Source organism: Streptomyces sp. NPDC048623, from assembly GCF_040650755.1.
GTDB lineage: Bacteria > Actinomycetota > Actinomycetes > Streptomycetales > Streptomycetaceae > Streptomyces.
Map to the genome: position 1 here is coordinate 1 of NZ_JBEZHV010000038.1, position 26,458 is coordinate 26,458.

Below are 26,458 nucleotides of genomic sequence, written 5' to 3' on the forward strand. Positions count from 1 at the left end.
TTTTTATTCATCCGGCCCCCACCGATATATACACCCGGAGCTTAACACTCTTTCCCTACCCGCCGCTCTTCCGATCTGGGGGCCCGTAACACGTCTTCGTGTACCGGGCCCCGCGGCGTTTCTCTCATGGCCGTCCAGGCGGCCTGCCTCGGTCCGTCAGGCGGACTTGCGGCTGTCGCGCGGATGTACGGCGATGTTCATGGCGCCGGACCGGAGGACCGCCAGCCTCTCGGCCAGCACCTCCTCCAGCTCTTCGCGGGTGCGCCGCTCCATGAGCATGTCCCAGTGCGTACGCGCCGGCTTGCCCTTCTTCTCCTCGGGGCCGTCCCCGTCCACCAGGAGTGCCTGGCTTCCGCAGACCTTGCACTCCCACTCCGGCGGAATCTCCGCCTCGACCGAGAAGGGCATCTCGAAACGATGCCCCTTCTCGCATGCGTACTCCACCGCCTGGCGCGGGGCCAGATCGATGCCGCGGTCGGTCTCGTAGCTGGTCACCACGAGGCGCGTGCCGCGAAGAGCTCGCTCACTCATGAATCGTGCCTCCCGGGCTTGTCGCCCACAGGACAGGTGTCGCTGTCGTCGTCATCCGGTCAACGTCCGGTCGGCGGTAAAGATTCCCGTTCCGGGTCATGCGTCGCCCGTCGTGCCGCCCCTTTTTGTACCCACCAGTGCCCGTTTTGTCACATCTGGCATGAGATGTCACTCAACGTCTTCACCAAGTCAGTACGCAGTAACGGTCCGCCTGGCAGGCCAAACGCGTACACTACCGCCCTTTCACTCCCGCGTCTAAATCCGTCTCTGAATCCGTCCCTAAATCCGGTCCGGAACGGGATTGCCCGCGGCCGCCACCGCGCGCCGTACCGGCACCCGCGCCAGGAGCGCGAAGCCGACACCGAAGAAGATCACCAGGGAGATGATGGCATCCCGATAGCTCCCGGTCAGCTGATACGCGAGACCGAACACCAATGGGCCCAGCCAGCTCAGCCCGCGGTCGCTCATCTCGTACGCCGAGAAGTACTCCGCCTCCTTGCCGCGCGGGATGAGATGCGAGAACAGCGAGCGCGACAGCGCCTGGCTGCCGCCGAGGACCAGACCGATCGCCGCCGCCAGGCAGAAGAAGAAGACCGGCGCGCCGGCCGGCAGGAAGTAGCCCGCCGCCAGGATCGCCGTCCACAGCGCGAGCGAGCCCAGGATCGTCCGCTTCGCGCCGTACGAGCGGGCCATCCGGCCCATTCCGAGCGCTCCCGCCACCGCGAGCACCTGGACGAGCAGCACCGCCGTGATGAGCGTCGTCTGGTCCAGGCCCAGCTCCTCGGAGCCGTACACCGAGGCCTGCGAGATCACCGTCTGGATGCCGTCGTTGTAGATCAGGTACGCGAGGAGGAAGGACAGCGTCAGCGGATGGCGGCGCATGTCCTTGAGCGTGGCCCGCAGCTGCTTCCAGCCGCTGCCCAGCGCGCCCTCACCGCCCTCGCCGGCGCCCTCGCCCGCACCGGCGGCGGTGCCGGCGCCCGTACGCGCGATCCGCCGGTCGCGCAGCCGCCGCAGCGGCACCACGGTGAACGCGCCCCACCACAGTCCGGCCGAGGCCAGACAGATCCGCACCGCCATGCCCTCCGAGAGGCCGAAGGAGTCGTGCGCGGAGTAGACGACCAGATTGAGGACGAGGACGAGCGCCCCGGAGGTGTAGCCGAACGCCCAGCCCCGCGAGGAGACCGCGTCCCGCTCCTCGGGCTCGGCGATCTGCGGCAGATAGGCGTTGTAGAGGACCATCGACACCGAGAGCGCCGCGTTCGCCACGATCAGCAGGAACGCGCCGAGCAGATAGCGCTCCCCGCCCAGGAAGAACATCCCGGTCGTCGCCGCCGCGCCCACGTACGCCGAGGCCGCGAGCAGCGGCTTCTTCCGGCCCGAACGGTCCGCCGCCGCGCCCACGAGGGGCATCACCAGGACCGCCACGACGATCGAGGCGGAGACGGCGTACGCGAAGAGGGAACCGGCCCGCACCGGTATGCCCAGCGGGTGGACGAAGCCCTCCGGGTCCGCCGCCGCCTTCGCGACCGAGGTCAGATACGGCCCCAGGAAGACGGTGAGGACGCTCGTCGAATAGACCGAGCAGGCGAAGTCGTAGAAGTACCAGCCGCGCTGCTCGCGGCGCCGCTCTGCCGGATCCGCCGCGCGGCCGTCCGGCTGCCCGGACCTGTCGCCGGTCGTGTCACCGCTCGTGTCGACGTCGGTCAAGGCCGCGCCCCCTCGCTCGTTCTCGGTGCTGTGGTTGTCGCCGCTGAGGTTCCCCGTGGTGGTGCGCACGCTCAGTGCCACAGACCCCGGTCGGTGAGAACGCCGCGGAGCGTCTCCAGATGATCGGTCATGATGCCGTCCACGCCAAGGTCGAGGAGGGCGTGCATGCGTTCCGGCTCGTTGATCGTCCACACGTGGACCTGGAGCCCACGCGCGTGTGCTTCGCGCAGGAAGCGGCGGTCCACCACCGGGATGCCGGACTGGCTCTCCGGGACCTGGGCGGCGACCGCGCCCGCGCGCAGCGGTACGGGAATGCCGAGGGAGCGCAGCCGAAGGGCGGCGATGCCCGTCATGCCGTACGAGGTGGCGAGCCGCGGTCCGGCGAGCTTCTGCGCCCTGGCGATCCGCGCCTCGGTGAAGGAGCTCACGCAGACCCGGTCCCAGGCGTCGGTCCGGCCGATCAGGTCGATGAGCGGGGCGAGGGCCGACTCGGCCTTCATGTCCACGTTCCAGCGGGCCTCGGGGAACTCGTCCAGGAGGTCCTCGAAGAGCGGCAGCGGCTCCTTGCCCGCCACCCGGGCCTCCGCGACCGCCGCCCACGGCAGATCGCGGATCCGGCCGCCGGCGTCGGTGACGCGGTCGAGGGTCGCGTCGTGGAAGGCGACGAGCCGCCCGTCCGCGGTGGTGTGCACATCGGTCTCGAAGTAGCGGTAACCGACCGCGGCGGCCCGCCGGAAGGCGGCCGCCGTGTTCTCCAGACCGTCCGCCGTGCCGCCGCGGTGGGCGAACGGCAGCAGCGGGGCGGGATGGTCGAGATAGGGGTGTCGTACGCGGTTCACGGGCGCAGTATGGCCTGTTCAGGTGACGCTGGGGAGTCTTGATTTCCGCCGGAAACCTGCTCAGGTGTGCTGGAGCCCTGCTCGAATGTGCCGGAATCCTGCCCGGGTACGGCGAACCGGGCGAGGAAGAACTGGGCGAGCGGGCCGATGGACAGGGCGTACAGGACGGTGCCGACCCCGAACGAACCGCCGAGGAGGAAGCCGGTGACGACCACGGCGATCTCGATGGCCGTGCGCACCAGCCGGATCGAGCGCCCGGTCAGGCGGTGCAGACCCGTCATCAGGCCGTCACGCGGGCCCGGGCCGAAGCGGGCCGCGATGTAGAGGCCGGTCGCCATGCCGTTGAGCACGATGCCGAGCACCATCAGCGCGATCCCGGCCGGCAGCCGGTCCGCCTCCGGCACCAGGGCCAGGGTGCCGTCCATCGCGAGCCCGATGACGAACACGTTGGACACCGTGCCGAGCCCCGGCTTCTGCCGGATCGGGATCCACAGCAGCAGCACCACGGCGCCCACGATGATCGACACCACGCCGATGCTCAGACCGGTCAGGTCGGCCAGGCCCTGGTGCAGCACCCCCCACGGCTCCAGACCGAGCCCGCCGCGCACGAGGAGCGCCGAGCTGATGCCGTAGAGCGCCAGACCGGCGTACAGCTGGACGAGTCGACGGGTGAGGTGCCGGCCCCGGAGACCGGAGGCGATGGACACAGGAAGGCCCCCCTGTTGTTGGTGTGTGCCGTGACATACATGCAGTCCGCCGGCAGGCCTGGGTGGTGCCGGTGGACTGACTCATGACACTCTGTGGCGGGGGAGCAAGCGCCAACCATGGCCAATTCGCGGAAGGTGGACTGATTTCCATGGCTCAGTGGACTTCGGCGGTGGGGCCCGCCCAGCTCGCCCGGCAGCTTCAGGCCCAGCAGCCCCGGCCCACCGCGCCCGGCGCCCGCAAGCCGCCCGCCTACCGCGCCCTCGCCGACGGCATCCGGCTGCTCGTCCTCGAAGGCCGGGTCCCGGTCGCCGCCCGGCTGCCCGCCGAGCGCGAGCTGGCCCTCGCCCTCACCGTCAGCCGCACCACCGTCGCCGCCGCCTACGAGGCGCTGCGCACCGAGGGCTTCCTGGAGTCCCGGCGCGGCGCCGGCAGCTGGACCGCCGTCCCGGCCGGCAACCCGCTGCCCGCCCGCGGACTGGAACCGCTGCCCCCGGAGTCCCTCGGCTCCATGATCGACCTCGGCTGCGCCGCCCTGCCCGCGCCCGAGCCCTGGCTCACCCGCTCCATCCAGGGAGCCCTGGAGGAGCTGCCGCCGTACGCCCACACCCACGGCGACTACCCGGCCGGACTGCCCGCGCTGCGGCGGATGCTCGCCGACCGCTACACCGAGCGCGGCATCCCCACCATGCCCGAGCAGATCATGGTCACCACCGGCGCGATGGGCGCCATCGACGCCATCTGCCATCTCTTCGCCGGGCGTGGCGAGCGGATCGCCGTCGAGTCCCCCTCGTACGCCAACATCCTCCAGCTGATGCGCGAGGCCGGCGCCCGGCTCGTCCCGGTCGCCATGGCCGAGGGCCTGGGCGGCTGGGACCTGCCCCGCTGGCGCCAGGTGCTGCGCGACGCCGCGCCCCGCCTCGCGTACGTCGTCGCCGACTTCCACAACCCCACCGGCGCCCTCGCCGACGAGGACCAGCGCCGGCAGCTCGTCGAGGCGGCCCGCTCGGCCGGCACGGTGCTCGTCGTCGACGAGACGATGACCGAGCTCTTCCTCGACGACGACGTGGACATGCCCCGGCGGGTCTGCGCCTTCGACCCGGCCGGCGCCACCGTCCTCACCGTCGGATCCGCCAGCAAGGCCTTCTGGGCGGGCATGCGGATCGGCTGGGTGCGCGCCGCGCCCGACGTCATCCGCGCCCTGGTCGCCGCCCGCGCCTACGCCGACCTGGGGACCCCCGTCCTGGAGCAGCTCGGCGTCAACTGGCTGATGCGCACCGGCGGCTGGGAGGAGGCCGTCACGCTGCGCCGCGCCCAGGCCCGCGAGAACCGCGACGCCCTGGTCGCCGCGGTCCGCAAGGAGCTGCCCGACTGGGAGTTCGAGGTGCCGCGCGGCGGGCTCACCCTGTGGGTGCGCACCGGCGGCCTGTCCGGCTCGCGCCTCGCGGAGGCCGGCGAACGCGTCGGCGTCCGGGTGCCGTCGGGCCCGCGCTTCGGCGTGGACGGGGCCTTCGAGGGCTATGTCCGGCTGCCGTTCACCGTCGGCGGCCCGGTCGCCGAGGAGGCTGCCGTCCGGCTCGCCGCCGCCGCGCGCCTGGTGGAGTCCGGCGCGGGGGCCGGCGCGGAGCCGCCGAGGTCGTTCGTGGCGTAGGACGTGCGGACACGCGAGGGCGGCCGCACCCGAGACGGGGTGCGGCCGCCCTCTTCGGCGTACGTACGGCTCTCGTTCAGCCCTCGGCCGGGACGGGGGAGGGGAGCGTGGCCGGGCCCGGCTCCTTGCGGAACGTGGGGGCCGTGTCGGTGTCCAGGTCCTGGCCGAGCTCGCGGGCCGGGTCCGCAGCGAGCTCCGGCTCCCGCTCCCGCTCCGGCTCCGGCTCCGGAGCCACCGGGCCGGGAGCCGAGGCCGAGGCCGAGCCCGGGACCGAGCCCGAGGCCGTACCGACCGCGGCGACGGACGCCGTGCGGCGCTCCGGCAGCAGCTCCAGGACCGCCCGGCGGTGGGCCTCGCTGGTCGCGTCGTCGTACGGGTCGGGCGTGGCCGGCACCTGGAGGCGCAGCACCGGGCCGGCGCCGAGGCGCGCGTACCCGCGGCCGGGCGGCACGTCCGGCACCGGGGTGGTGTGCGGCGGGGCGCCGAGCACGGCGGCGATCCGGTCCGGCGCGGCGGGCCCGAGCACGATCCGGGCGCGGGTGTGCGTCCGTACCGTCTCGCTCAGCGAGTCCAGGCTGTCGAACTGCTCCGCGACCACGACCGTCACCGACGCGGCCCGGCCGTGCCGCAGCGGCACCTGGAGCAGGTCCTGCGGGTCGGGGCGGCCGCCCGCGGCGGCGAGGTGGCCGAGGACGCTGGGCCGGTCGAGCAGGATCCACAGCGGCCGGCGGGTGTCCTCGGGGGTCGGCTGACCGGCCTGCCGCGCCCGGTTCGCGGCGATCAGCCGCCGCTCCGTCTCGTGCGCGGCCCACTCCAGGCTGGCCAGCGCACCCGCCAGGCCGCACTCGACGGCGAGCACGCCGTCCCGGCCGACCAGGCACGCGTACTCGCCGGTGCCGCTGCCCTCGATCACCAGGACGTCGCCGTGCGGCAGCGCCTGGAGGGCGATCGAGCGCAGCAGGGAGCTGGTGCCGCCGCCCGGCTGCCCGACGGCGAGCAGATGCGGCTCGGTGGAGCGGGGGCCGGTGCGCCAGACGACGGCCGGGGCGTCCTCGGTCCCGTCGGAGGCGCGGACCGGCACGGTGCGCTGCACCGCGTCGGCGTCGGTGAAGCCGAGCACCGTCTCGCCCGGCACGGTCACGAAGCGCTGGGCGGCGATGGTGGTGGGCAGCGCGGGCAGTACCCGCAGGGTGAGCCGGTTGCCCTCCTCGTCCCAGTCGAAGAGGTACTCGCGGCCCCGGCCCGACTTGGCGTGCAGCAGCTGCTCGATCCGGGCCCGGGCGGCCGGCTCGCCGTCGGTGAAGTACGGGGGGTAGGAGATCCGCAGGCGCGTGAGACGCCCGTCCTCGTCGAAGGCGTAGTCCCCGAAGACGGCGGCCCAGTCGCCGCCGTGGGCGAAGAGCGGCTCGGGGTCCTCCGGCAGCGAGAGATACGGCACCAGTGCCTCGTAGAGGCCCTTGAGCCGGGCGATCTCCGCGTCGTCGGGCCCGGTCTTGACGACCGGGCGCTCACGTCCCAGCCAGGCGGCCGCGCCCATCAGCACCACGAGGGCGAGGAGCGGGCCGTACGGCACGAGGGCGACGACCAGGATGCAGGCCGCGACCAGGAACAGCGTGGGACCGCGCCGCTCCTTGGGGGTCGCGGCCCACTTGGCGCGCGCGGTCGCGGCCAGCTTCCGCAGACCACGCGAGACGGTGATCAGCGGATGGAGCACGTCGGTGGCGCTGTCGGCGGCCGTTCGCGCGATCTCGCGGCTGCGCGCGAGCTGCACGCTGCCGCTGCTCAGGATGCGGGGGAGAGGGCGCCGGGCCACGTCGTACTCCTGAAGGGGTGGAAGGGGTGGAGGACGGTCAGAACTTGATCCCGCCCAAGAGGCTGGCGAGGCTCTGGCCGCCGGCGGTGATGCTCGGGGCGATGGCGGTGCCCGCCAGGTAGAAGCCGAAGAGCGCCGAGACGAGCGCGTGCGAGACCTTGAGTCCGTCCTTCTTGAAGAACAAGAAGCAGACGATGCCGAGAAGGACGACCACTGAGAAGGACAGGATCATGAGGTGTTCTCCTGGTTGAGGGGACAGTCACCTTGAGTCCTTCCAGGTTCACAGCAAGTATCTATGTGACTAAAGGTGCATATGGGTGAATCTGTGGCGTTTTCACTTGACCGGCGGACGCCGGGTGCTTCTCCGGGTGGCGAAACGTGCCGGCTGCGGTAGTGCGCCGGTCCGGCACGGACCGCGATCATCCTTGCCGCGGACGGGGCCCCTCATGTCGTGCGCCGGGCAGTACCCTGTCGATTCACTCGTACGGCCGCCGTCGCCGTGCGAGTGACGCGCAACTGGAGCAGGTCGGGCAAGGAGAGGCGGGCAGCAGGATGAGTGAGCGGGAGACCCCGGACCAGGAGACCCCGGACGCCGAGGTCGTCGAACTGGCCGGCAAGGTCTTCGGCCTGGCCAGGACCGGTGACGCGGCGGCCCTCGCCGCGTACGTCGACGCGGGCGTCCCGGCGGACCTGAGCAACGAGAACGGCGACTCGCTCGTCATGCTCGCCGCCTACCACGGGCACGCCGACGCCGTCACCGCCCTGCTCGACCGCGGTGCCGACGCCGACCGCGCCAACGACCGCGGCCAGACCCCGCTCGCCGGTGCCGTCTTCAAGGGCGAGGACGCCGTGATCCGCGCCCTGCTGGCCGGCGGCGCGAATCCGGAGGCAGGAATTCCGTCCGCGGTGGATACTGCGCGGATGTTTGGGAAGACGGAACTCCTGGAGCTGTTCGCGACCCAGGTGAACGAGGGCTGAACCCCAGGTGAGACGGCGCCGTAAATGTGGTCGCGGTGGCGAAATGGGTGGGTCATCATGACGTCGGGCCCGCAGGGGGCCACCGACGAGAGGCAGAGGAAGATGGTCACTGGCAAGCGCAGGACGACGGGCGGCCCGACATGTTGCCGCACGGCCTAGGCGAACAGCCTGCCCCGGTTCATCCCGGGATTCCCCCCGGTCGTGTCGACAGCTTGATGTGAGGCGTCTTCCATGTTCGATCCAGTCATAGCGCCGAGCGGCACCCTGCTCGGTCTGCTGCAGAGGGGCCGCGGCGACGGCACCCTCCACGCGCTCGCCGCGCCACGTGCCGAGGCCCTCGCGGCCCTCAACCACTGCGTGCTCGACGACCCCCGCCACGACTGGCGGGTCGAGAACCGCTCCCTCTACTACGCCCGGCTCTACCTCGACCTCGCCGGAGGCCTGGAGGAGATCGAGGCGCACCTCTTCGGCGCCGAGGACCACCTCGACACCGAGGAGTCCCGGACCGGGCTCGCGCTCGCCGTCCTCGGCCACCTCGCGTCGTACGGACGCCGGGACGCCCTCGCACTGCTCCGGCGGTACGCGGCGGGCGGCGCCAACTGGGCCTGGGCCCTGGACGAACTCGCGCTGCGCGACGACGACGCGGGCCTGCGCGCCCTCGCCGAACCCGTGCTCGCCCGCTTCCCGCGCACCCCCGAGGGCGAGGCCGAGCTGGCCGCCACCGTCCGCGACGCCTACGAGCCCCGGCCCTGGCGCCTGTGGGCCGAGGACCCGCGGCCCGAGGTCGGCGCGCGGCTCACGGCCGCCCGCGAGCAGGGCTCCTTCGACCGCTGGCAGCGCCAGCTGCGCCCGACCGGACCCCGGCCCGGCTGGAGCGTCCAGGCCGTCCTCGACTGGGCCCAGGAGGGCTTCGAGCGCGGGGCCGAACTGCACGGGCCCGCCGCCCGCTGCCTGGTCGCCGTCGCCGGACCCGAGGACCGGGTCACGATCCTCCTGGCCGCCCGCAGCGGCCCGGACGGCGCCCGCTGCGCCGCCCTGCACTACCTCGCCGAGGCCGGGGACCCCGCCGTCCTCGACCTGGTCGAGCACGCCGTCGCCGACGGCTCCCGCACCGTCGCCGACGCCGCCGTCGCCGCGTACGGCCGGATGTGCGGCGAAGCCGCCGTCGATCGCGCCCGCGGCTGGATCCACCGCCCCGACGAGCTCGGCGCGGCCGCCGCCGGGACGCTCGCCTGCCGCGGCGGCTCCGAGGACTCCCCCCTCGTCCTCGGCGCCCTCCGCGAGACCGTGCGCTCCCAGGGCCCCGACGCGCCCGCCCTCTATCCCCTCGTCGACGGCACCGGCCGCCTCGGCATCGCCTGCGCCGCGCCCGTGCTGCGCCACATCTACCGCGAGACCGCGTCCTCCCAGCTCCGTGGCCGCACCGCGCAGGCCCTCGCCGCCACCGACGCCGGCTTCGCGACCGGATTCGCCGTCGAGTGTCTGTGGGACTGCGAGGAGACCACCCGCGAGGTCGCCGCACAGCACGCCGAGACGGGCGACGCGCGCGTGGCCGAACGGCTGCGCCGGCTCGCCGCCGACCCCGCCGAGGAGGCGGAGGTCCAGACGGCGGTGCGCAACCGGATAGGGCCGGACCTCGACCTTCCGGTCTGAGGCGGCCGCGCTTCCGCGCTTCCGCGGTACGACGGGGGTGGCCGGTGCCGGCCACCCCCGCGCGCGTGCCGGGGCACTGCCGGCGGGGCCGGGGTGCGGGGCTTGGGGGACACAGGTCCGGGCCGCCGGGCCGCAGGTGGGCCTGGGTGGGTAGGCGCCTGGCCGGAGGTACGTGCGGCGTGCGCGCCTCGGGTGCGGGGACAGCGCGGGCGCTGGGCGGCCGGGCCGCCGGTCGCCTTGGGCGGGTGCCTGGTCCCGGCGGTACGCGACGGCGCGCCGCGCGCCGGCGGGCCGGCGGTGGTCTCGGGCCGGTGGGTGCCTGGCCGGCGGCACCGCGCGCGCCGGAGTGCGCGCCGGGCGCAGGGACGGCGCGAGGCCGCGGGCCGGTCGGGCGGCCCAGCGGGGGAAACGCTCATGGGACGTTTTCCGGACGTCCAGATCCACTTTGACGGGGACACGCCGGGTCCGACGACAACACGGGTATGCGTGTCGTCATCGTCACCGAGTCCTTCCCGCCCGATGTCAACGGTGTGCCCACACGGCCCTGCAGACCGCCCGCCACCTCGTCCGCCGCGGCCACGCCCCCCTCGTCGTCGCCCCCGCGGTCCCCGCGGCCGCCCCGGGAACGGACGCCGACGCGCCCTGCCCCGTCGTCCGCGTCCCCTCCCTGCCGCTGCCCGGCTACCCCCAGGTACGGGTCGCCCTGCCCAGCCGCCGCGTGGCCGCCGCCATCGCCGCGCACCGGGCCGACCTCGTCCACCTGGCCAGCCCCTTCGTCCTCGGCGTGCGCGGCATGACCGCCGCCACCCGGCTCGGCCTGCCCGCCGTCGCCGTCTACCAGACCGACCTGGCCGGCTACGCCCGCACCTACATGGGCGCCGGCGAGTCCGCCGCCTGGCGCCGGCTGCGCGCCGTGCACGGCGCCGCCGACCGCACCCTCGCCCCCTCCACCGCCGCCGTGCGGGACCTGGAGGCGCACGGCATCGGCCGGATACGGCTCTGGCGCCGCGGCGTCGACACCGAACGCTTCCGGCCCGGACTGCGCGACGAGGACCTGCGCCGCGAACTCGCCCCCGACGGCGCGACGATCGTCGGCTACGTGGGCAGGCTCGCCCCCGAGAAGCGCGTCGACCTGCTCGCCGGGGTGTGCGGCCTGCCCGGCGTCCGGGTCGTGGTGGTCGGCGACGGCCCCAGCGAACCAGGCCTGAGGGCCGCCCTGCCCGGCGCCCTCTTCCTCGGCCGGCGCACCGGGGCCGACCTGGCGCGGATCTACGCCTCGCTCGACGTGTTCGCCCACACCGGCCCGTACGAGACCTTCTGCCAGACCGTCCAGGAGGCCATGGCGAGCGGCGTGCCCGTGGTCGCCCCCGCGGCCGGCGGCCCCCTCGACCTGGTCGACCACGGCGCGACCGGGCTCCTCGTCCCGCCCTGCGAGCCCGACGCGCTGCGCGCCGCCGTCGCCTCGCTGACCGAGGCGCCCGCGCTCCGCGCCGCGTACGGCAGAGCCGGCCGGGCCGCCGTCGAGCTGCGCACCTGGGAGGCGATCGGCGACGAACTGATCGGCCATTACCGGGAGGTGCTGCGCGAGCGGACGGCGGTGGCGGCGTGACGGGCCACGTGCGGGAGGCCCGGGTGCCGGGCACGGGTGCCGGCGTGGACGCGGGCGGGGGCATGACCCCGGGCGTGTCCGGGGTCAGGGACGCCCACGGGCCGCGTGGGCCGGGCGACGGCCGGGAGACCACGATGCCCGGCGCGGGCGTGGGGGTGGGCGCCGACGGCGGCTCCGCCGCGGGCCGGGGCGCCGGCGGAGGGTTGCGGATCGTCCGGCTCGCCAACTTCGTCACCCCCACCTCCGGCGGCCTGCGCACCGCCCTCGACCGGCTCGGCCGCGGCTACCGGGCGGCCGGCCACGAGCCCGTCCTGGTCGTGCCCGGCGACACCGCGAGCGACATCGACACCGCCCAGGGCCGGGTGATCACCCTGCCCGGACCCGAACTCCCCGGCACCGGCGGCTACCGCGTCCTCACCGACCGGCGCCGGGTGCGCCGGCTCCTGGAGGAGCTCGCCCCCGACCGCCTGGAGGTCTCCGACCGCACCACCCTGCGCTGGACCGGCGAGTGGGCGCGCCGCGCCCGGGTGCCGTCCGTGATGGTCTCCCACGAGACCGCCGACGGAGTGCTGCGCACCTGGGGCGTGCCGGGCGCGTTCGCGGAACGGGCCGCGGACCGGCTCAACCGCCGTACCGCGTGGGCCTATTCGAGGGTCGTCTGCACCACGGAGTGGGCGGAGCGCGAGTTCGTACGGATCGGGGCCCGCAATGTCGTCCGCGCCCCGCTCGGGGTCGACCTCGACCACTGCCGGCCCGGGCGCCGGTCCGCGGCGACCCGCGCCCGCCACGCGGCGGGGGAGCGGGTCCTCCTGGTGATGTGCTCCCGTCTCTCGGTCGAGAAGCGCCCGCTGCTCGCCCTCGACGCCCTCGCCGAACTGCGCGCGCACGGCGTGCGGGCGGCGCTGGTGGTGGCGGGGGACGGGCCGTCGCGGCCCGCCATGGAGCGCCGTGCGGAGGAACTGCGCCTCCCGGTGCGCTTCCTCGGCCACGTCGCCGACCGCGACACCCTGGCCGACCTCCAGGCCGCCGCCGACGTCTGTCTGGCCCCGGGCCCCGCCGAAACGTTCGGCCTCGCCGCCCTCGAAGCCCTCGCCTGCGGCACCCCCGTCGTCTGCAGCGCCTCCTCCGCCCTCCCGGAGGTCGTCGCCGACGCCGGCACCTCCGCCGCCGACGACCCCACCTCCTTCGCCCAGGCCCTCCGCACGGTCCTGTCCCGCCCGGAGGCCGAGCGCCGCACCGCGGCCCGCACCCGCGCGGAACTGTTCTCCTGGCCCCGCGCCACCGCCGCCTTCCTGGCGGCCCACGACGCCGCGCCGACGGACGCCCCGCGAGCGGAACGGGAGAGCGCGCGATGACGACGCACCCGAACGAGACGTCGCCCGGCGGCCTGTCGGCGTCCGGTGCGGGCACGGTGCGGGCCGTCAGCCGATTCGTCGTGCTCGGGGACTCCTTCAGCGAGGGCGTGGGCGACCGGGTCGCGGCGCGGTGGCGTGGCTGGGGGGCGTTGCTCGCCGAGGGGCTGCGGAACGGCGGCGAGGCGGTCGGGTTCACCAACCTCGCGGTGAGCGGGGCGCAGAGCCACGACGTGGCCGAGACGCAGCTGGCGGCGGCGCTTGCGCTGCGGCCGGAGCTCGCGTCCGTGGTCGTCGGGGTCAACGACACCTTGCGGCGCACCTTCGACATCGGGCTGCTCGCCCGCCGCCTCGACCGGGTGTGCGCGGAGCTGGCGGGCGCCGGGGCCGTACTGCTGACGGCGTGTCTGCCCGATCCGGGGCGGATGCTCGGACTGCCCCCGCCGCTCGCCCGGCCGCTGGCGCGGCGGCAGCGGGCGGTCAACGCCGTCGTGCACGCGCTCTCCGAGCGGTACGACGCCGTGCACCTGCACCTGGACGCGCCGGTCTGGACCGAGGACCGGGCGCTGTGGAGCGCCGACCGGCTGCACCCGGGGGAGCGCGGGCACCGCGCCGTCGCCGGGGCGTTCCACCGGCTGCTGCGGGACCGCGGGCTCGCTCACGGTGCGCCGCCGTCGCCCGAGCCGGAGCAGCCCCCGCCGACCCGTACGGACGCCGTGCTCTGGCTGGCCACCGCGGGCACCGCATGGGTGGTGCGCCGGTGCGGCGACCTGCTGCCCCAGCTGCTCGCCCTCGCCGCCGCCGAGCTGCGCCACTCCGCCGCCGGCACCGGCGCGGTTCTCGACGCCCGCGCCGAGAAGGACCTGGGGCGTGCCTTGCGGGCGATGACCAGGCCCTAGGGCGTGTCCGGCGGATCAGGGCCGGGTCCGCGGCGCCTGGCACGGCACCTCGCCGCTTCCCCTCGGCCCTGGCGGGCCTGGGGAGACCCCACCCCGAAGCGCCCCGATAGCTCCGCTATCGAGACGCTCCGCCGCCTTGCGATGCTTCCCCTCGGCCCTGGCGGGCTGGGGAGACCCCATGGACCAGACGCCGCGGCCTGTCCGTCCCTGATCCACCGGACACGGCCCAGGCACGAGGGCCCGGGGTCCGGGGGGAGCCCCCACGGCGGAGCGTCTCGACGGCCGCGCCCGCCGGGGCGCTCCGGCGCCGCGCGGCGTTCCCCGCGGCGCCCCGCCGGGTCGGGGGACGCCTCGACCACCGCGGCCCTGGCGGCCCTCGCAGGCCGCCGGGCGCCTCGATCCCCTCGGCCCTGGCGGGCCGACGACGCCCCGCGCCCCTTCCCGCCCCGATCCGCAAGCCCCGCCCCCACAATGAGGGCATGACCGGACGCTGGGAGTTCTGGATCGACCGTGGCGGCACCTTCACCGACGTCGTCGGGCGGCGCCCCGACGGGCGGCTCGTCACGCGGAAACTGCTGTCGCACGACCCGGCGCGCCGCCACGACGCCGCCGTCGCCGGCATCCGGCTGCTGCTCGGGCTCGGGGCCGACGAACCCGTACCCGCCGAGCGGATCGCCGTGGTCAAGATGGGCACCACCGTCGCCACCAACGCCCTCCTGGAGCGGCGCGGCGAGCCCACCCTCCTCCTGATCACCGCCGGGTTCCGGGACGCCCTGCGCATCGCGTACCAGAACCGGCCGCGCATCTTCGACCGCCGGATCCTGCTGCCGGAGGCGGTGTACGAGCGGGTCGTCGAGGTTCCCGAACGCGTCGACGCCCAGGGCCGCGTCGTCACCCCGCTCGACGAGGACGCCGTCGCCGAGGCCCTGGCCGCCGCGTACCGCGACGGGCTGCGTTCGGCCGCCGTGGTCCTGATGCACGGCTACCGGCGGCCCGACCACGAGGCGCGGGTCGCGGAGCTCGCCCGCGCCGCCGGGTTCCCGCAGGTCAGCTGTTCGCACGAGGTCAGCCCGCTGATCAAACTGGTGCCGCGCGGGGACACCACCGTCGTCGACGCCTATCTGTCGCCGATCCTGCGCCGTTACGTCGACGAGGTCGCCCGCGAACTCGCCGGGATCCGGCTGATGTTCATGCAGTCCAACGGCGGGCTGCGGGAGGCCGAGCACTTCCGCGGGAAGGACGCGGTGCTCTCCGGCCCGGCCGGCGGGGTGGTCGGGATGGCCCGTACCTCCCGGCAGGCCGGGCACGACCGGGTCATCGGCTTCGACATGGGCGGCACGTCCACCGACGTGTCGCACTACGCGGGCGAGTTCGAGCGCGAACTCGGCACCCAGGTCGCCGGGGTGCGGATGCGCGCGCCGATGATGAGCATCCACACCGTCGCCGCGGGCGGCGGCTCCGTCCTCCACTACGACGGGCAGCGCTACCGCGTCGGCCCCGACTCGGCCGGCGCCGTGCCCGGCCCCGCCTGCTACCGCCGTGGCGGCCCGCTCACCGTCACCGACGCCAATGTGATGCTGGGCCGGATCCAGCCCGCCCACTTCCCGGCGGTGTTCGGCGAGCACGGCGACCAGCCGCTCGACGCCGACGTGGTGCGGGAACGCTTCACCGCCCTCGCCGCCGAGATCGGCGGGGGCCGTACGCCCGAGGAGGTCGCGGCCGGCTTCCTGGAGATCGCCGTCCTCAACATGGCCAACGCCGTCAAGAAGATCTCCGTGCAGCGCGGCCACGACGTCACCCGTTACGCCCTCACCTCCTTCGGCGGCGCCGGCGGGCAGCACGCCTGCGCCGTCGCCGACGCGCTCGGCGTCGACACCGTCCTCGTACCGCCGCTCGCCGGAGTCCTCTCCGCGTACGGGATCGGGCTCGCCGACGCCACCGCGATGCGCGAGCAGTCCGTCGAGGCCGAACTCGACGTGCCCGGCACGCCCGAGCGTGTCACCCGCCTGTGCGCGGAACTCGCCGACCGCACCCGGCAGGAGCTGCGCGCCGACGGACTGCCCGAGGAGGCGATCAGCACCCACGCGCGCGTGCTGCTGCGTTACGCCGGCACCGACGCGAGCCTGCCGGTACCGCTCGACACAGCGGAACGGATGAAAACCGAGTTCACAGCCGTCCATCGGGCGCGCTACGGCTTCACCATGGACCAGCCGATCGTCGCCGAGGCCGTCTCGGTCGAGGCGGTCGGCACCGCAGGACCGCACGGCCCCGTCGACGTGCCCCACGGCACGCGTGACGGCGACGCCCTCGCGCCGCGCGCAACTGTCACCACGTACAGCGGCGGCAAGCCCGTCCCCACCCCGCTGCACCGCCGCGAGGACCTGCGCCCCGGTGACGCCGTCACCGGCCCCGCGATCCTCGCCGAGGCCGACGCCACCACCGTCGTCGACCCCGGCTGGCGGGCCACGGCCACCGACACCGGCCATCTGCTGCTGCGCCGCGTCACCCCGCGCCCCGCCCGCACCGCCGCCGGAACCGACGTCGACCCGGTCCTCCTGGAGGTGTTCAACAACCTCTTCATGGCCATCGCCGAGCAGATGGGCGTGCGCCTGGAGAACACCGCCCACTCCGTCAACATCAAGGAGCGGCTCGACTTCTCCTGCGCCCTCTTCGACCCCGAGGGCAACCTCATCGCCAACGCGCCCCACATCCCCGTCCACCTCGGCTCCATGGGGGAGTCCATCAAGGAGGTGCTGCGCCGCGACAAGGGCGACCTGCGGCCCGGGGACGTCTACGCGGTCAACGACCCGTACCACGGCGGCACCCACCTGCCCGACATCACCGTCGTCACCCCCGTCTTCGACCCCGGCGGCACCGAACTGCGCTTCCTGGTCGCCTCCCGCGGCCACCACGCCGAGATCGGCGGCATCACCCCCGGCTCCATGCCCGCCTTCAGCCGCACCGTCGACGAGGAGGGCGTCCTCTTCGACAACTGGCTGCTCGTCCGCGACGGGCGGCTGCGCGAGGCGGAGACCAGGGCTCTGCTCACCGGCGCCCCGTACCCCTCGCGCGACCCCGACACCAACCTCGCCGACCTGCGCGCCCAGATCGCCGCCAACGAGAAGGGCATCGAGGAACTGGGCAAGACCGTCGACCAGTTCGGCCTCGACGTCGTGCACGCGTACATGCGGCACGTGCGCGCCAACGCCGAGGAGTCCGTCCGCCGCATCGTCGCCCGCCTGAAGGACGGTTCCTGCCGCTACGAGACCGACGGCGGCGCGGAGATCCGGGTGACCGTCACCGTGGACCGCGCGCGGCGCTCCGCCGTGCTCGACTTCACCGGCACCACGGCCCAGCTGCCGGGCAACGCCAACGCGCCCACCTCCGTGGTGATGGCGGCCGTCCTCTACGTCTTCCGCACCCTCGTCGCCGACGACATCCCGCTCAACAGCGGCTGCCTGGAACCCCTCGACGTACGCGTCCCGCCCGGCTCCATGCTCGCCCCCGCCCACCCGGCGGCCACCGTCGCCGGCAACGTCGAGACCTCGCAGGCCGTCACCGGCGCCCTGTACGCGGCGCTCGGCGTCCAGGCGGAGGGCTCCGGGACGATGAACAACCTCACCTTCGGCAACGACCGCGTGCAGTACTACGAGACGATCGCCAGCGGCTCCGGCGCGGGCGACGGCTTCGACGGCGCCGACGCCGTACAGACCCATATGACGAACTCCCGGCTCACCGACCCCGAGATCCTGGAGTGGCGCCACCCGGTCCGGATCGACGCCTTCACCGTCCGCGAGGACAGCCGCGGCCCCGGCCGCTGGCACGGTGGCGCGGGCGTCGAGCGCCGCATCCGCTTCCTCGAACCCATGACGGTCGCCCTGCTCACCGGCCACCGCAGGATCCCGCCGTACGGCATGGCCGGCGGCGCACCCGGCGCGCTCGGCGCCAACACGGTCGAGCGCGCCGACGGCACGGTCGACCGCCTGGCCGGCGTCGACACCACGGAGGTCGGCCCCGGCGACGTCCTCGTCGTCCGCACCCCGGGCGGCGGCGGATACGGCCCGCCGCCCCTGTGACGGGTGACGCGCCGGAGACGTGACGGGCGTCACAGGCCGGGCGGGCGGCGCTGGCGGAGCCGGCGGACCGGGCGAGGGCGCCCGGCTCGCAGGGCCGAGCCGGTACCCGCGCCCGCCCCGTCCGCCCGGCGCGCGGCCCCCGCCGAGGGGCGCGCACCCCCGGTCGTATAAGCGCCGTTTCGACCGTTGTCAGTGCGAGGACCTACTCTGTGCACCGTGACTTCGCCTGCCTCGACGGACCTCGTTCCGCCCCAGCTCAGCGCGGGGCCGCGGCCCGCGCAGGGTCCGGCCGCCGACGAAGGGCTCGCGCGGCGGCTTCGCGCGCTCGCGTGCACCGCTCCGCTGCACGATCTCGACGCGCGCAAGGTCAACCTGGCCGGCGAGTACTCGGTCTACGCGATGGCCGAGGTCGCCCTCGCCGCGATCGACCTGGTCACGCTCAACATGGACTTCGACACCGGCGCCGACCACGAGCAGATAATCGCCCGTCTGCTGCCCCGCGTCGCCGCCCAGGCCCCTCAGCGGCCCGCCGCCGAGCACGAGCGGGTGGCCCGCTGGGTCCTGGAGAACCTGATCAACGTCGGCAGCGTCGACCGCGGCTTCCGCGCGGTCTACGGCACGTTCGGCGCCGACGGCGTCTACACGCGTCGCGACTATGACTTCAAGCTCATCGAAGAGGTCCCCGGCTACGGGGGCGGGGTCTATCTGCGGACCACCGACGAGGCGGTCAACGTGCTCGTCGGCGCGCTCGACACCGACGTCACCAGCGCCCAGATCGCCGCCGAGGTCAAGCTGGAGGTCCTGATCAGCCGGGGCCGCCTCGCCGACGCGCAGCTCGCCGCCGAGCAGGCCCGCTACCGCACCGTGCAGTACGCGGAGACCCTCCGGAAGACCCTGGAGGCCACCCGACGCAACGTGCGCGCGGTCGACTGGCTCAACGCCGTGCCCGACATGATCGCCGAGGCGCTCGACCACGTCGCCGACCGCTACCGCCACGAGAACGCGATCCTCACCAACATCCGCAAGGCCCGCGACGAGGCCGAGGCAGCCACCGACGCCAGGACTGCCGAGCACAAGCGCCGCGCCGCCGAGCTCGTCGACATCGTCAAGGACTGCATCCGGCGCCACACCCAGCTCCAGTCCCGCCTCCTGGAGGCCGGCCCCCTGTTCCGCGCCGAACAGGACCGCCAGGCCTTCGCCGCGCCCACCTCGTACACCGGACTCGATCTCTACGGGCAGCTGGTGGCCCCGATCCTCCCGCTCCCCGTCGAGCAGGCGGGCCGGGTCACGGACGCCTTCTTCGCGCGCGGCACCGGACTGCGCACCCCCGCCGCCGTCCGCGTCGGCGACCTGGTCGACCTGCTGCTCACCCCGCCCGTGGAGCGCCAGCACCTGGGCGCCGAGATGCCCGAGCCGGACCTGATCGCCACGCCCGACGACAGCCGGTTCAGCGACGAGCAGCTGGCCGCCGCGATGCAACTGCTCGACCTGGAGCACGACGCCCCGCGCCGCCTTTCCGGGCTGCTCGCCGAGGCCCGCCGCGGCGGCGACCCCGACCTGGCCTACCTGGTCGCGCTGCTCGCCGTCCACGCCGCCAGCCCCCCGGTCGGCACCGCCTACCGCCAGGGCGAGGAGCGGCTGCTCTTCGCCGTCGACGACGGCACCCCGCTCGACGACCCCGAGTTCGGCGGCGCCGACCTCATCGTCGGTACCGCCCTCCTCGACGCCCTGGGCATGGCCGCCGACCGCACGGAGGCCTCGTGACGCCGTCGGTACCGGAGGACGACACCTCCGCCGAGCCCGTCCGCACCCCCGGGCCGCGCGTGGCCCGGGTGGTCGTCGCGCGCCCGAGCGCCGCCGCGCCGGTGGAGACGCCGCACGGGGACGGGCCGCGGGCCGCCGAGGCCGCCGAGGCCGACGCGGCGGCGGAGCCCGTGGCCGGGAACGGCTTGCGCGTCCGGGCCGTCGACGTCGGTGTCCCGGCCCCGCCCGTGACCCGGATCCACGTCCGGCCCGTACCCCTGACGCGGAACGGGCGCCCCGCGGCCGGTCCGGCCGCCACCGTGCCGGCCGTCGCCGTCACCCCCGTACGCCTCCCGCTGCCCGTCCCCCGGCCTGGGGCCCGTACGGAGCCCGAGGCCTCTGCCCCGTCCGAGCCCGAAGCCCGTACGGAGCCCGAGGTCCCCGCCCAGGCCCGGCCCGAGGCCCGTACGGAGTCCGAGGCCTCCGCCCAGGCCGGACCCGGGGCCCGTACCGAACCCGAGGCCTCCGCCCCGTCCGAGCCCGAGGCCCGTACGGAGCCCGAGGTCCCGGCCCAGGCCGGGCCAGAGGCCCGTACGGAGTCCGAGGTCCTCGCCCAGGCCGGACCCGAGGTCCGTACGGAGCCCGCCATCCCCGCCCAGGCCCGGCCCGAGGCCCGTACGGAGCCCGAAGTCCTCGCCCCGTCCGAGTCCGAAGCCGTCACCCCGACCGACCCCGCGACACCGCACCGCCGCACCGAGGAGCCCCAGCCGTGAGCGAACACCACGTCGAGCACGCCGACGCGTGGAGCGAGCCGGAGGCCCCCCGGACGCCGGCCGCGCCCGCCGCGCTGACCCCCGCCGACGCGGCCGACGCCGCGCGCCTCGTGTCCTTCGGGCTCCAGCCCAAGCTGCTGCCCGCCCGCGACCACGAGTACGCGGAGCTGCTCCGGCGCTACCGCGAGGACACCGGCTTCGCCCGGCTCGCCGACGCCGTCGCCACCGGCCTCGGCCTGGTCGTCCTGGAGGTCTCGCCGCGCGCCGGCATGGCCGTGACCGCCGGCGAGGACTCCGTCTTCGCCGTCCGCATGGGCGACTACGCCCGCCGGGCCTCCACCGACTCCGGCGACCGCTTCCTGCACGGCCTGGCCCATCTCGCAGTCGCCGCCATGGCCTTCCCGCGCCCCGAGGACCTCGCCGACGACGGCTACATCGGCCGGCTCACCGTCAACGGCGTCGACGCCTTCGTCCGCCAGGCCTGCCGCCGCCTCGAAGAGCGCGCCGAGCAGGACGGCGAGAACACCGACCCGGCCACCGACGCCCCCGGCCTGGAGGCCGCCTGGCGGATCTACGCCCGGCGCAGCGCCACCGGCGCCACCAAGGACGCCCGCCGCCTCGCCGGCTCCACCACCGGCATCGTCGGCAAGGCCGTCGCCTTCCTCACCGACTCCGGCTTCCTCCAGCGCACCGGGGACGAGTCCGGCGGCTCCTACCGCACCACCGCCCGCTACCAGCTCCAGGTCCGCGACATGGCCGGCAGCGCCGCCCTCGCCGAACTCGTGGAGCTCGGCATCGTGCCCGTCAGCGACGGCTCCGCGACCCTCCTGCCGCCGCCCGAGGGCGACGACCTGGAGATCGCCGCCGACGCCGGCCTGCCCTTCCACGCGTAACCGCCCCGCGTAACCGCCACGCGTAACCGCCCCGCGTAACCGACCACTCCCAGCACGAGAGTCCGCCGCAATGTACGAGCTGTCCCGGGTCCGCCTCTACTCCATCGGCCCGGCCGGTGCCCGCTACGCCGACACCGTCCTCGACCTGCGCGGGGTCGGTGCGCCGGTGCCCCACCCCGCGCCCACCCAGGCGGAGTTCTTCGAGGAGGAGCCGGTCGGCCCGCCGCGCCGCCCCGCCCCCGCCGGCGTGCTCTTCCTGGAGAACGGCGGCGGCAAGTCCGTCCTGCTCAAGCTGATCTTCTCGGTGATGCTCCCGGGCCACCGCAACACCCTCGGCGGCGCCAGCTCCGGCGTGCTGCGCAAGTTCCTGCTCGCCGACGACTGCGGCCATGTCGCCCTGGAGTGGCAGCACACCCTCACCGGCGAGCTGGTCGTCGTCGGCAAGGTCAGCGAGTGGCGCGGCCGCCAGGTCTCCAACGACCCGCGGAAGTTCGCCGAGGCCTGGTACTCCTTCCGCCCCGGCCCCGGCCTCAGCCTGGACAACCTGCCGGTCGCCGAGGCCACCTCCGTGCGCCCGCCCGCCGAGGGCGCCTCCGGCGCCACCGGCCGCCGCCGCACCATGAAGGGCTTCCGCGACGCGCTCACCGAGGCCGGCAAGGCCTACCCGCATCTGGAGGTGTCCTGGGAGGAGATCCACGACCGCTGGAACGAGCACCTCGGCGAGCTCGGTCTCGACCCCGAACTCTTCCGCTACCAGCGGGAGATGAACGCCGACGAGGGCGAGGCCGCCGGCCTCTTCGCGGTCAAGAAGGACTCCGACTTCACCGACCTGCTGCTGCGTGCCGTCACCGACACCCGCGACACCGACGGCCTCGCCGACCTGGTCAGCGGCTTCGGCAACAAGCTCGGCCGGCGCGCCGAACTCACCGCCGAACGCGACTTCACCGCCGGCTCCGTCGACCTCCTCGGCCGGATCGTCGAGGCCGCCGGGACCCGCGCCCGGGCCCGTGACGTGCACGCGGGCGCCGAGCGCCGCACCCGTACCCTGGCCCGCCGGCTCTCCGCCCGCGCCGCCGGGGAGCGCGGCCGCACCGCCGAGCTCGCCGAGCAGGTCACCCACGCCTCCCACGCCGTCGCCGAGGCCGAGACCGCGCGCGGCCGCAGTGCCCTCGTCGCCGCCGAACTCGCCTACCGGCACGCCTCGCTGGCGCTGACCGCCGCCGAGAAGGGCGCCGCCGCCCAGCGCCGCGAGCTCACCGACGCCCGCACCCTGCACTCCGCCTGGCAGGCCGCCGAGTCCGTGCTGCGCCACCGCGCCGCCGGCGACCGCTCCGCGCGGGTCGCCGCCGCCATCCGCGAGGCCGAGCGGGACGCCGCCCCGGCGCTCGCCGCCCGTGCCAAGGCCGCCGCCGATCTCGTACGGGCCCTGGCCTCCGCCGCAGAGGAGGGCGAGCGGCAGGCCGCCGAGGAGGAGGAGCGCTCCGCCGCCCTCCAGGAGGCGGGCGAGGCCGCGCACCGCGATGCCACCGCCGCCGCCACCGACGCCCAGCGCGCCCGCAGCGAGGCCGGCCATCTGCGCCAGCGGCTCGCCGAGGTCGAGCAGGAGACCGCCGAGGCCGTCCGGGCCGGCTGGCTCGACGACACCGCGCCCGACGCCGACCCGGCCCGCGCCGCGCTCGCCGCCAGCGACGCCGAGAAGACCACCGTCGCCGCGTGGGACGCCGCCCGTGAGGCCGCCCGCAGCGCCGGTGAGCGGGCCCGCGAGGCCGCCGCCGCCGAGTCCCGTGCCGAACTCGCCGCCGCCCGCGCCGCCGACGCGGCCGAGGCCGCCGAGAACGCCTACGACGCCGAGCGCCGTGCCGCCGAGTCGCTCGCCTCGGACCCGCGCCTCGCCGAACTGCTCAGCCTGCCGGGCGCGACGCCCGACGCGGGCGGCTCGCCGCTGCCCGGCCAGCGGGCGCGGACCTCGGGCACGGGTCGTGCCGAGGACGGCGTCGGTCGCCACGGTGCCGCCGGCGGCCCGGGTACGGGCTCCGCAGCTGCTGGCGGCCCGGCCGCCGGCGGCGTGGACGCTCCCGGCACCTCGGCCGGTGGCGCGCCCGCCCGCGGCGCGGCCTTCGGCCTCGCGGCAGGGCCCGCAGCCGGCACGGACCCGGCCGGCGTCGCCGGCTCGGCGGGGACGGCGAGCGGCAGCGCCGTGGCCGGCAGCACCGGGGCGGGCAGCGCCGGTGCCACCGGCGGCACGACGGCCGACGCCGTCGGCGGCCCGGGTACGGGCTCCGCAGCTGCCGGCGGCCGGTCCACCGGCGGTGCCGTGGACGCTCCCGGCACCTCGGCCGGTGGCGCGCCCGCCCCTGGCGCGGCCTTCGGCCTGCGCCAGGGGGCACAGGCGGCGCCCGGCGCCCCCGGCCCCCTCACCGTCACCGAGTTCGACCGCTACGCCGACGAACTGCGCGGCCTGCTCGACGGATCCATCGCCTCCGCCGAGCGCCAGCTCTTCGACCTGCGCACCGCCGCCGCCGACGACAACCGCATCCTCGGCGCCCTCGGCGACGGCGGGCTACTGCCGCCGGGCCCCGACGTCCTCGCCACCGTCGAGTACCTCGGCGAGCACGGCATCCCGGCCCTGCCCGGCTGGCGCTACCTCGCCCAGGCCGTCGACCCCGCCGACCACGCTGCCGTCCTCGCCGCCCGCCCCGAGCTGGTCGACGGCGTCGTGATCACCGATCCCGTCTCCTACACCCGCGCCCGCGAGGTGCTCGGCGGCGCCGCGCTGCTGCCCCGCTCCACCGTCGCCGTCGGCACCGCCGCCGCCCTGCTCGCCCCGGTGCCCGCGCCGGAGACCGGCCAGGAGACGGACGTCTTCCTCGTCCCGCCGAACCCGGCCATGCACGACGAGCACGCCGCTGACGAGGAGCGCCAGGCGCTGCGCCGCCGCGCCGCCGCCCGCGACGAGGAGATCCGCACCCTCGCCGCCCGGCTCACCGGTGACCGCTCGCTCGCCGCCCGGATCGGCGCCTGGCGCGCCGACTGCCCGCCCGGCATGCTCACCGAGCTCGCGTCCGTCGCCGCCTCCGCCCGTACGGCCGCCGAGGCCGCCGACGCCGCCCTCGCCGAGGCCCGTACGGTACGGGCCGAGGCCGACGAGGCCGCGGCCGACGCCACCCGGGTCCGCGACGAGCGCCAGGAGGCCGCCCAGCGCGCCCGCCGCGCGGCCGACGCCCTGGCGGGACTCGCCTTCCGGCTGCGCGAGCGCTCCGCCTGGCAGGCCAAGATGCGCGAACTCGCCGACGAGGCCACCGAGTCCGAGGCCCGCGCCCAGACCTGCCTGGAGCGCGCCCGCGCCGCCGACGAGGACCGCCGCGCCGCCCAGCGCGCCGCCGACGACGCCCACCGCACCGCCCGCGCCCTGCGCGCCGAGCGCGCCGAGATCGCCGGCGCCCCGGAGAACCTGCCGGAGGCGGACGCCGACGCCCCGCGCGTCGCACTCCCCACCCTCCGCGAGGCCTACCGGGCCGCCTCCCAGGTGTACGAGAAGGTCGGCGTCGGCGCCGACCTGCGCGCTGAGCAGGCCCGCGCCGAGAGCGACGAGTCCGCCGCCCTCGCCGAGCTCGACCGGCTCACCAACAAGGTCCGCACCCGCGCCGAGCAGCTCCTGGAATCCACCGACGGCGCCGACGGCCCGTCCCGCCAGGCCGCCGCCGCCCGCGCCGAGGCCCTGGTGCAGAAGCTGGAGACCCGCGCCTCCGAGGCCAGCGAGAAGCTGGGCCGGCTGCGCGGCGAGGCCGAGCGCCTCGCACCCGAGGACGGCGAGGCGCACACCGAACTCCCTGAGGAGCTCATCCCGGCCGACGCCGACCACGCCCAGACCCTGCTCCGTACCGCCACCGGTGAACTCGCCGCCCGCACCGACGCCCTGGAGGCCGCGCGCGCCGCGCACACCGGCCTGCTCCAGGCCCACCGGGCCGCCGAGGACGCGGCCGGCGGCTTCGACGAGACCGCGGCACTCCTGCGCGACCTGCTGCGCGACCACACGGAGGAGGAGCAGGAGCAGCCCGAGCCGTACCCGGGCCCGCTGGCCGAGGCCCGCAACTCGGCGGCCGAGGCCCGGCGTTCGCTGCGCGGCTGCGCCGCCGACCTGTCGGCCGCGGACGCCGCCGTCCGCGAGGCCGGCGACATCCTCGTACGGCACGCCAACGCGACCCGCTTCGAGCAGGTCCGCACCCCGGCCCGGCAGCAGATCCGCGAACTCCCCGCCGCCGCGCTGCCCGAGCACGCCGCCAAGTGGGCCGAGGCGTTCGCGCCGCGGCTGCGGGTGCTCACCGACGAACTGGCGCAGCTGGAGCGCAACCGCGACTCGATCGTGGACCGGCTGCGCGGCCTGGTGGAGTCGGCGCTCACCACGCTCCGCTCCGCCCAGCGCCTGTCCCGGCTGCCCGAGGGCCTGGGGGAGTGGTCGGGCCAGGAGTTCCTGCGCATCCGCTTCGAGGAGCCCGACCAGGCCACCCTCACCGAGCGGCTCGGCGAGGTCATCGACGAGGCGACCCGCGCCGCCGTCAGGAAGAACTCCGACCTGCGCCGGGACGGCATGTCCCTGCTGCTGCGCGGCGTCCAGGCCGCCCTCGAACCCAAGGGCATCGCCGTCGAGATCCTCAAGCCGGACGCGGTGCTGCGCGCCGAGCGCGTTCCCGTCGGGCAGATGGGCGACGTCTTCTCCGGCGGCCAGCTGCTCACCGCCGCCATCGCCCTCTACTGCACGATGGCCGCACTGCGCTCCAACGACCGGGGCCGGGACAAGCACCGCCACGCGGGCACACTGTTCCTCGACAACCCGATCGGGCGCGCCAACGCCACGTATCTCCTCGAACTCCAGCGGGCCGTGTCGGACGCGCTCGGCGTCCAGCTCCTCTACACGACCGGTCTGTTCGACACGACCGCGCTCGCCGAGTTCCCGCTGGTCATCCGGCTGCGCAACGACGCGGACCTGCGGGCCGGCCTGAAGTACATCAGCGTGGAGGAGCACCTGCGGCCGGGTCTGCCGCAGCCGAGCGCCGAGGGCGAGACGATCCACGGCGAGATCACGGCGACCCGGGTGTTCCGCCGTACGCCAGTGGAGACGGCGCCCGGGGCCGAGGGCTAGACGCCGAGGTCCAGTCGCCGACGACGCGGCTCCGCACATGACGGCGGCCCGGTCCTCCCTTCAAGGAGGACCGGGCCGCCGGCCGTTCGTGCA

16 protein-coding genes and 1 pseudogene are annotated in these 26,458 nt (G+C 75.4%); 11 read left to right on the forward strand and 6 right to left on the reverse strand.

The window, feature by feature from the left end:
- Nucleotides 1–156 precede the first annotated feature (156 nt).
- The 4 genes from AB0C73_RS33990 to AB0C73_RS34005 form a co-directional block, all read right to left on the reverse strand.
- Nucleotides 157–531 (reverse strand): RNA polymerase-binding protein RbpA, encoded by a 375-nt coding sequence (locus AB0C73_RS33990; RefSeq protein ID WP_026278069.1) that lies wholly within the window; start codon nucleotides 529–531, stop codon nucleotides 157–159.
- Nucleotides 532–810: 279 nt separating this feature from the next.
- Complete coding sequence (locus tag AB0C73_RS33995) at nucleotides 811–2,241, reverse strand: MFS transporter (RefSeq protein WP_362537440.1); 1,431 nt, start codon at nucleotides 2,239–2,241, stop codon at nucleotides 811–813.
- Nucleotides 2,242–2,312: 71 nt separating this feature from the next.
- Complete coding sequence (locus tag AB0C73_RS34000; protein ID WP_362537442.1) at nucleotides 2,313–3,080, reverse strand: glycerophosphodiester phosphodiesterase; 768 nt, start codon at nucleotides 3,078–3,080, stop codon at nucleotides 2,313–2,315.
- Nucleotides 3,077–3,787, reverse strand: a complete 711-nt coding sequence (locus AB0C73_RS34005; RefSeq protein ID WP_362537444.1) for a hypothetical protein — start codon at nucleotides 3,785–3,787, stop codon at nucleotides 3,077–3,079. The genes AB0C73_RS34000 and AB0C73_RS34005 overlap by 4 nt, the downstream gene beginning before the upstream one ends.
- A 149-nt stretch (nucleotides 3,788–3,936) precedes the next feature.
- Here AB0C73_RS34005 and AB0C73_RS34010 point away from each other — a divergent pair, with 149 nt between their 5' ends.
- Entirely contained in the window at nucleotides 3,937–5,436 is a 1,500-nt protein-coding gene (locus tag AB0C73_RS34010) for a PLP-dependent aminotransferase family protein (RefSeq protein WP_362537445.1), read from the forward strand.
- A gap of 76 nt (nucleotides 5,437–5,512) precedes the next feature.
- Here the strand turns inward: AB0C73_RS34010 and AB0C73_RS34015 are convergent, their stop codons facing one another.
- Nucleotides 5,513–7,249: a hypothetical protein gene (locus AB0C73_RS34015; RefSeq protein WP_362537447.1), complete on the reverse strand. Its 1,737-nt coding sequence runs from the start codon at nucleotides 7,247–7,249 to the stop codon at nucleotides 5,513–5,515.
- A 37-nt stretch (nucleotides 7,250–7,286) separates the two neighbouring features.
- Nucleotides 7,287–7,481, reverse strand: a complete 195-nt coding sequence (locus AB0C73_RS34020; RefSeq protein ID WP_362537449.1) for a hypothetical protein — start codon at nucleotides 7,479–7,481, stop codon at nucleotides 7,287–7,289.
- Nucleotides 7,482–7,801: 320 nt separating this feature from the next.
- On the opposite strand from AB0C73_RS34020, the gene AB0C73_RS34025 reads away from it, so the two are divergent.
- From AB0C73_RS34025 to AB0C73_RS34070, 10 genes and pseudogenes are all read left to right on the forward strand, one after another.
- On the forward strand, nucleotides 7,802–8,227 hold the full coding sequence (locus tag AB0C73_RS34025) for an ankyrin repeat domain-containing protein (RefSeq protein WP_362537451.1): 426 nt from the start codon (nucleotides 7,802–7,804) through the stop codon (nucleotides 8,225–8,227).
- Between the two features lie 231 nt (nucleotides 8,228–8,458).
- On the forward strand, nucleotides 8,459–9,880 hold the full coding sequence (locus tag AB0C73_RS34030; RefSeq protein WP_362537453.1) for a HEAT repeat domain-containing protein: 1,422 nt from the start codon (nucleotides 8,459–8,461) through the stop codon (nucleotides 9,878–9,880).
- Between the two features lie 482 nt (nucleotides 9,881–10,362).
- Nucleotides 10,363–11,489 (forward strand): annotated as a pseudogene (locus AB0C73_RS34035) (glycosyltransferase family 1 protein).
- Nucleotides 11,490–11,623: 134 nt separating this feature from the next.
- Nucleotides 11,624–12,844, forward strand: coding sequence for a glycosyltransferase (locus tag AB0C73_RS34040; RefSeq protein WP_362537496.1), 1,221 nt, complete (start codon nucleotides 11,624–11,626; stop codon nucleotides 12,842–12,844).
- Nucleotides 12,845–12,900: 56 nt separating this feature from the next.
- On the forward strand, nucleotides 12,901–13,740 hold the full coding sequence (locus tag AB0C73_RS34045) for an SGNH/GDSL hydrolase family protein (protein WP_362537498.1): 840 nt from the start codon (nucleotides 12,901–12,903) through the stop codon (nucleotides 13,738–13,740).
- A gap of 479 nt (nucleotides 13,741–14,219) precedes the next feature.
- Nucleotides 14,220–17,816 (forward strand): hydantoinase B/oxoprolinase family protein, encoded by a 3,597-nt coding sequence (locus tag AB0C73_RS34050; RefSeq protein WP_362537455.1) that lies wholly within the window; start codon nucleotides 14,220–14,222, stop codon nucleotides 17,814–17,816.
- A gap of 216 nt (nucleotides 17,817–18,032) precedes the next feature.
- Entirely contained in the window at nucleotides 18,033–19,580 is a 1,548-nt protein-coding gene (locus AB0C73_RS34055) for a hypothetical protein (RefSeq protein WP_362537457.1), read from the forward strand.
- Nucleotides 19,577–20,332 (forward strand): hypothetical protein, encoded by a 756-nt coding sequence (locus tag AB0C73_RS34060; protein ID WP_362537459.1) that lies wholly within the window; start codon nucleotides 19,577–19,579, stop codon nucleotides 20,330–20,332. The genes AB0C73_RS34055 and AB0C73_RS34060 overlap by 4 nt, the downstream gene beginning before the upstream one ends.
- Complete coding sequence (locus AB0C73_RS34065; protein WP_362537461.1) at nucleotides 20,329–21,225, forward strand: hypothetical protein; 897 nt, start codon at nucleotides 20,329–20,331, stop codon at nucleotides 21,223–21,225. Before AB0C73_RS34060 ends, AB0C73_RS34065 begins: the two co-directional genes overlap by 4 nt.
- A 70-nt stretch (nucleotides 21,226–21,295) precedes the next feature.
- Nucleotides 21,296–26,365, forward strand: a complete 5,070-nt coding sequence (locus tag AB0C73_RS34070) for a hypothetical protein (protein WP_362537463.1) — start codon at nucleotides 21,296–21,298, stop codon at nucleotides 26,363–26,365.
- The last annotated feature ends 93 nt before the right edge of the window (nucleotides 26,366–26,458 follow it).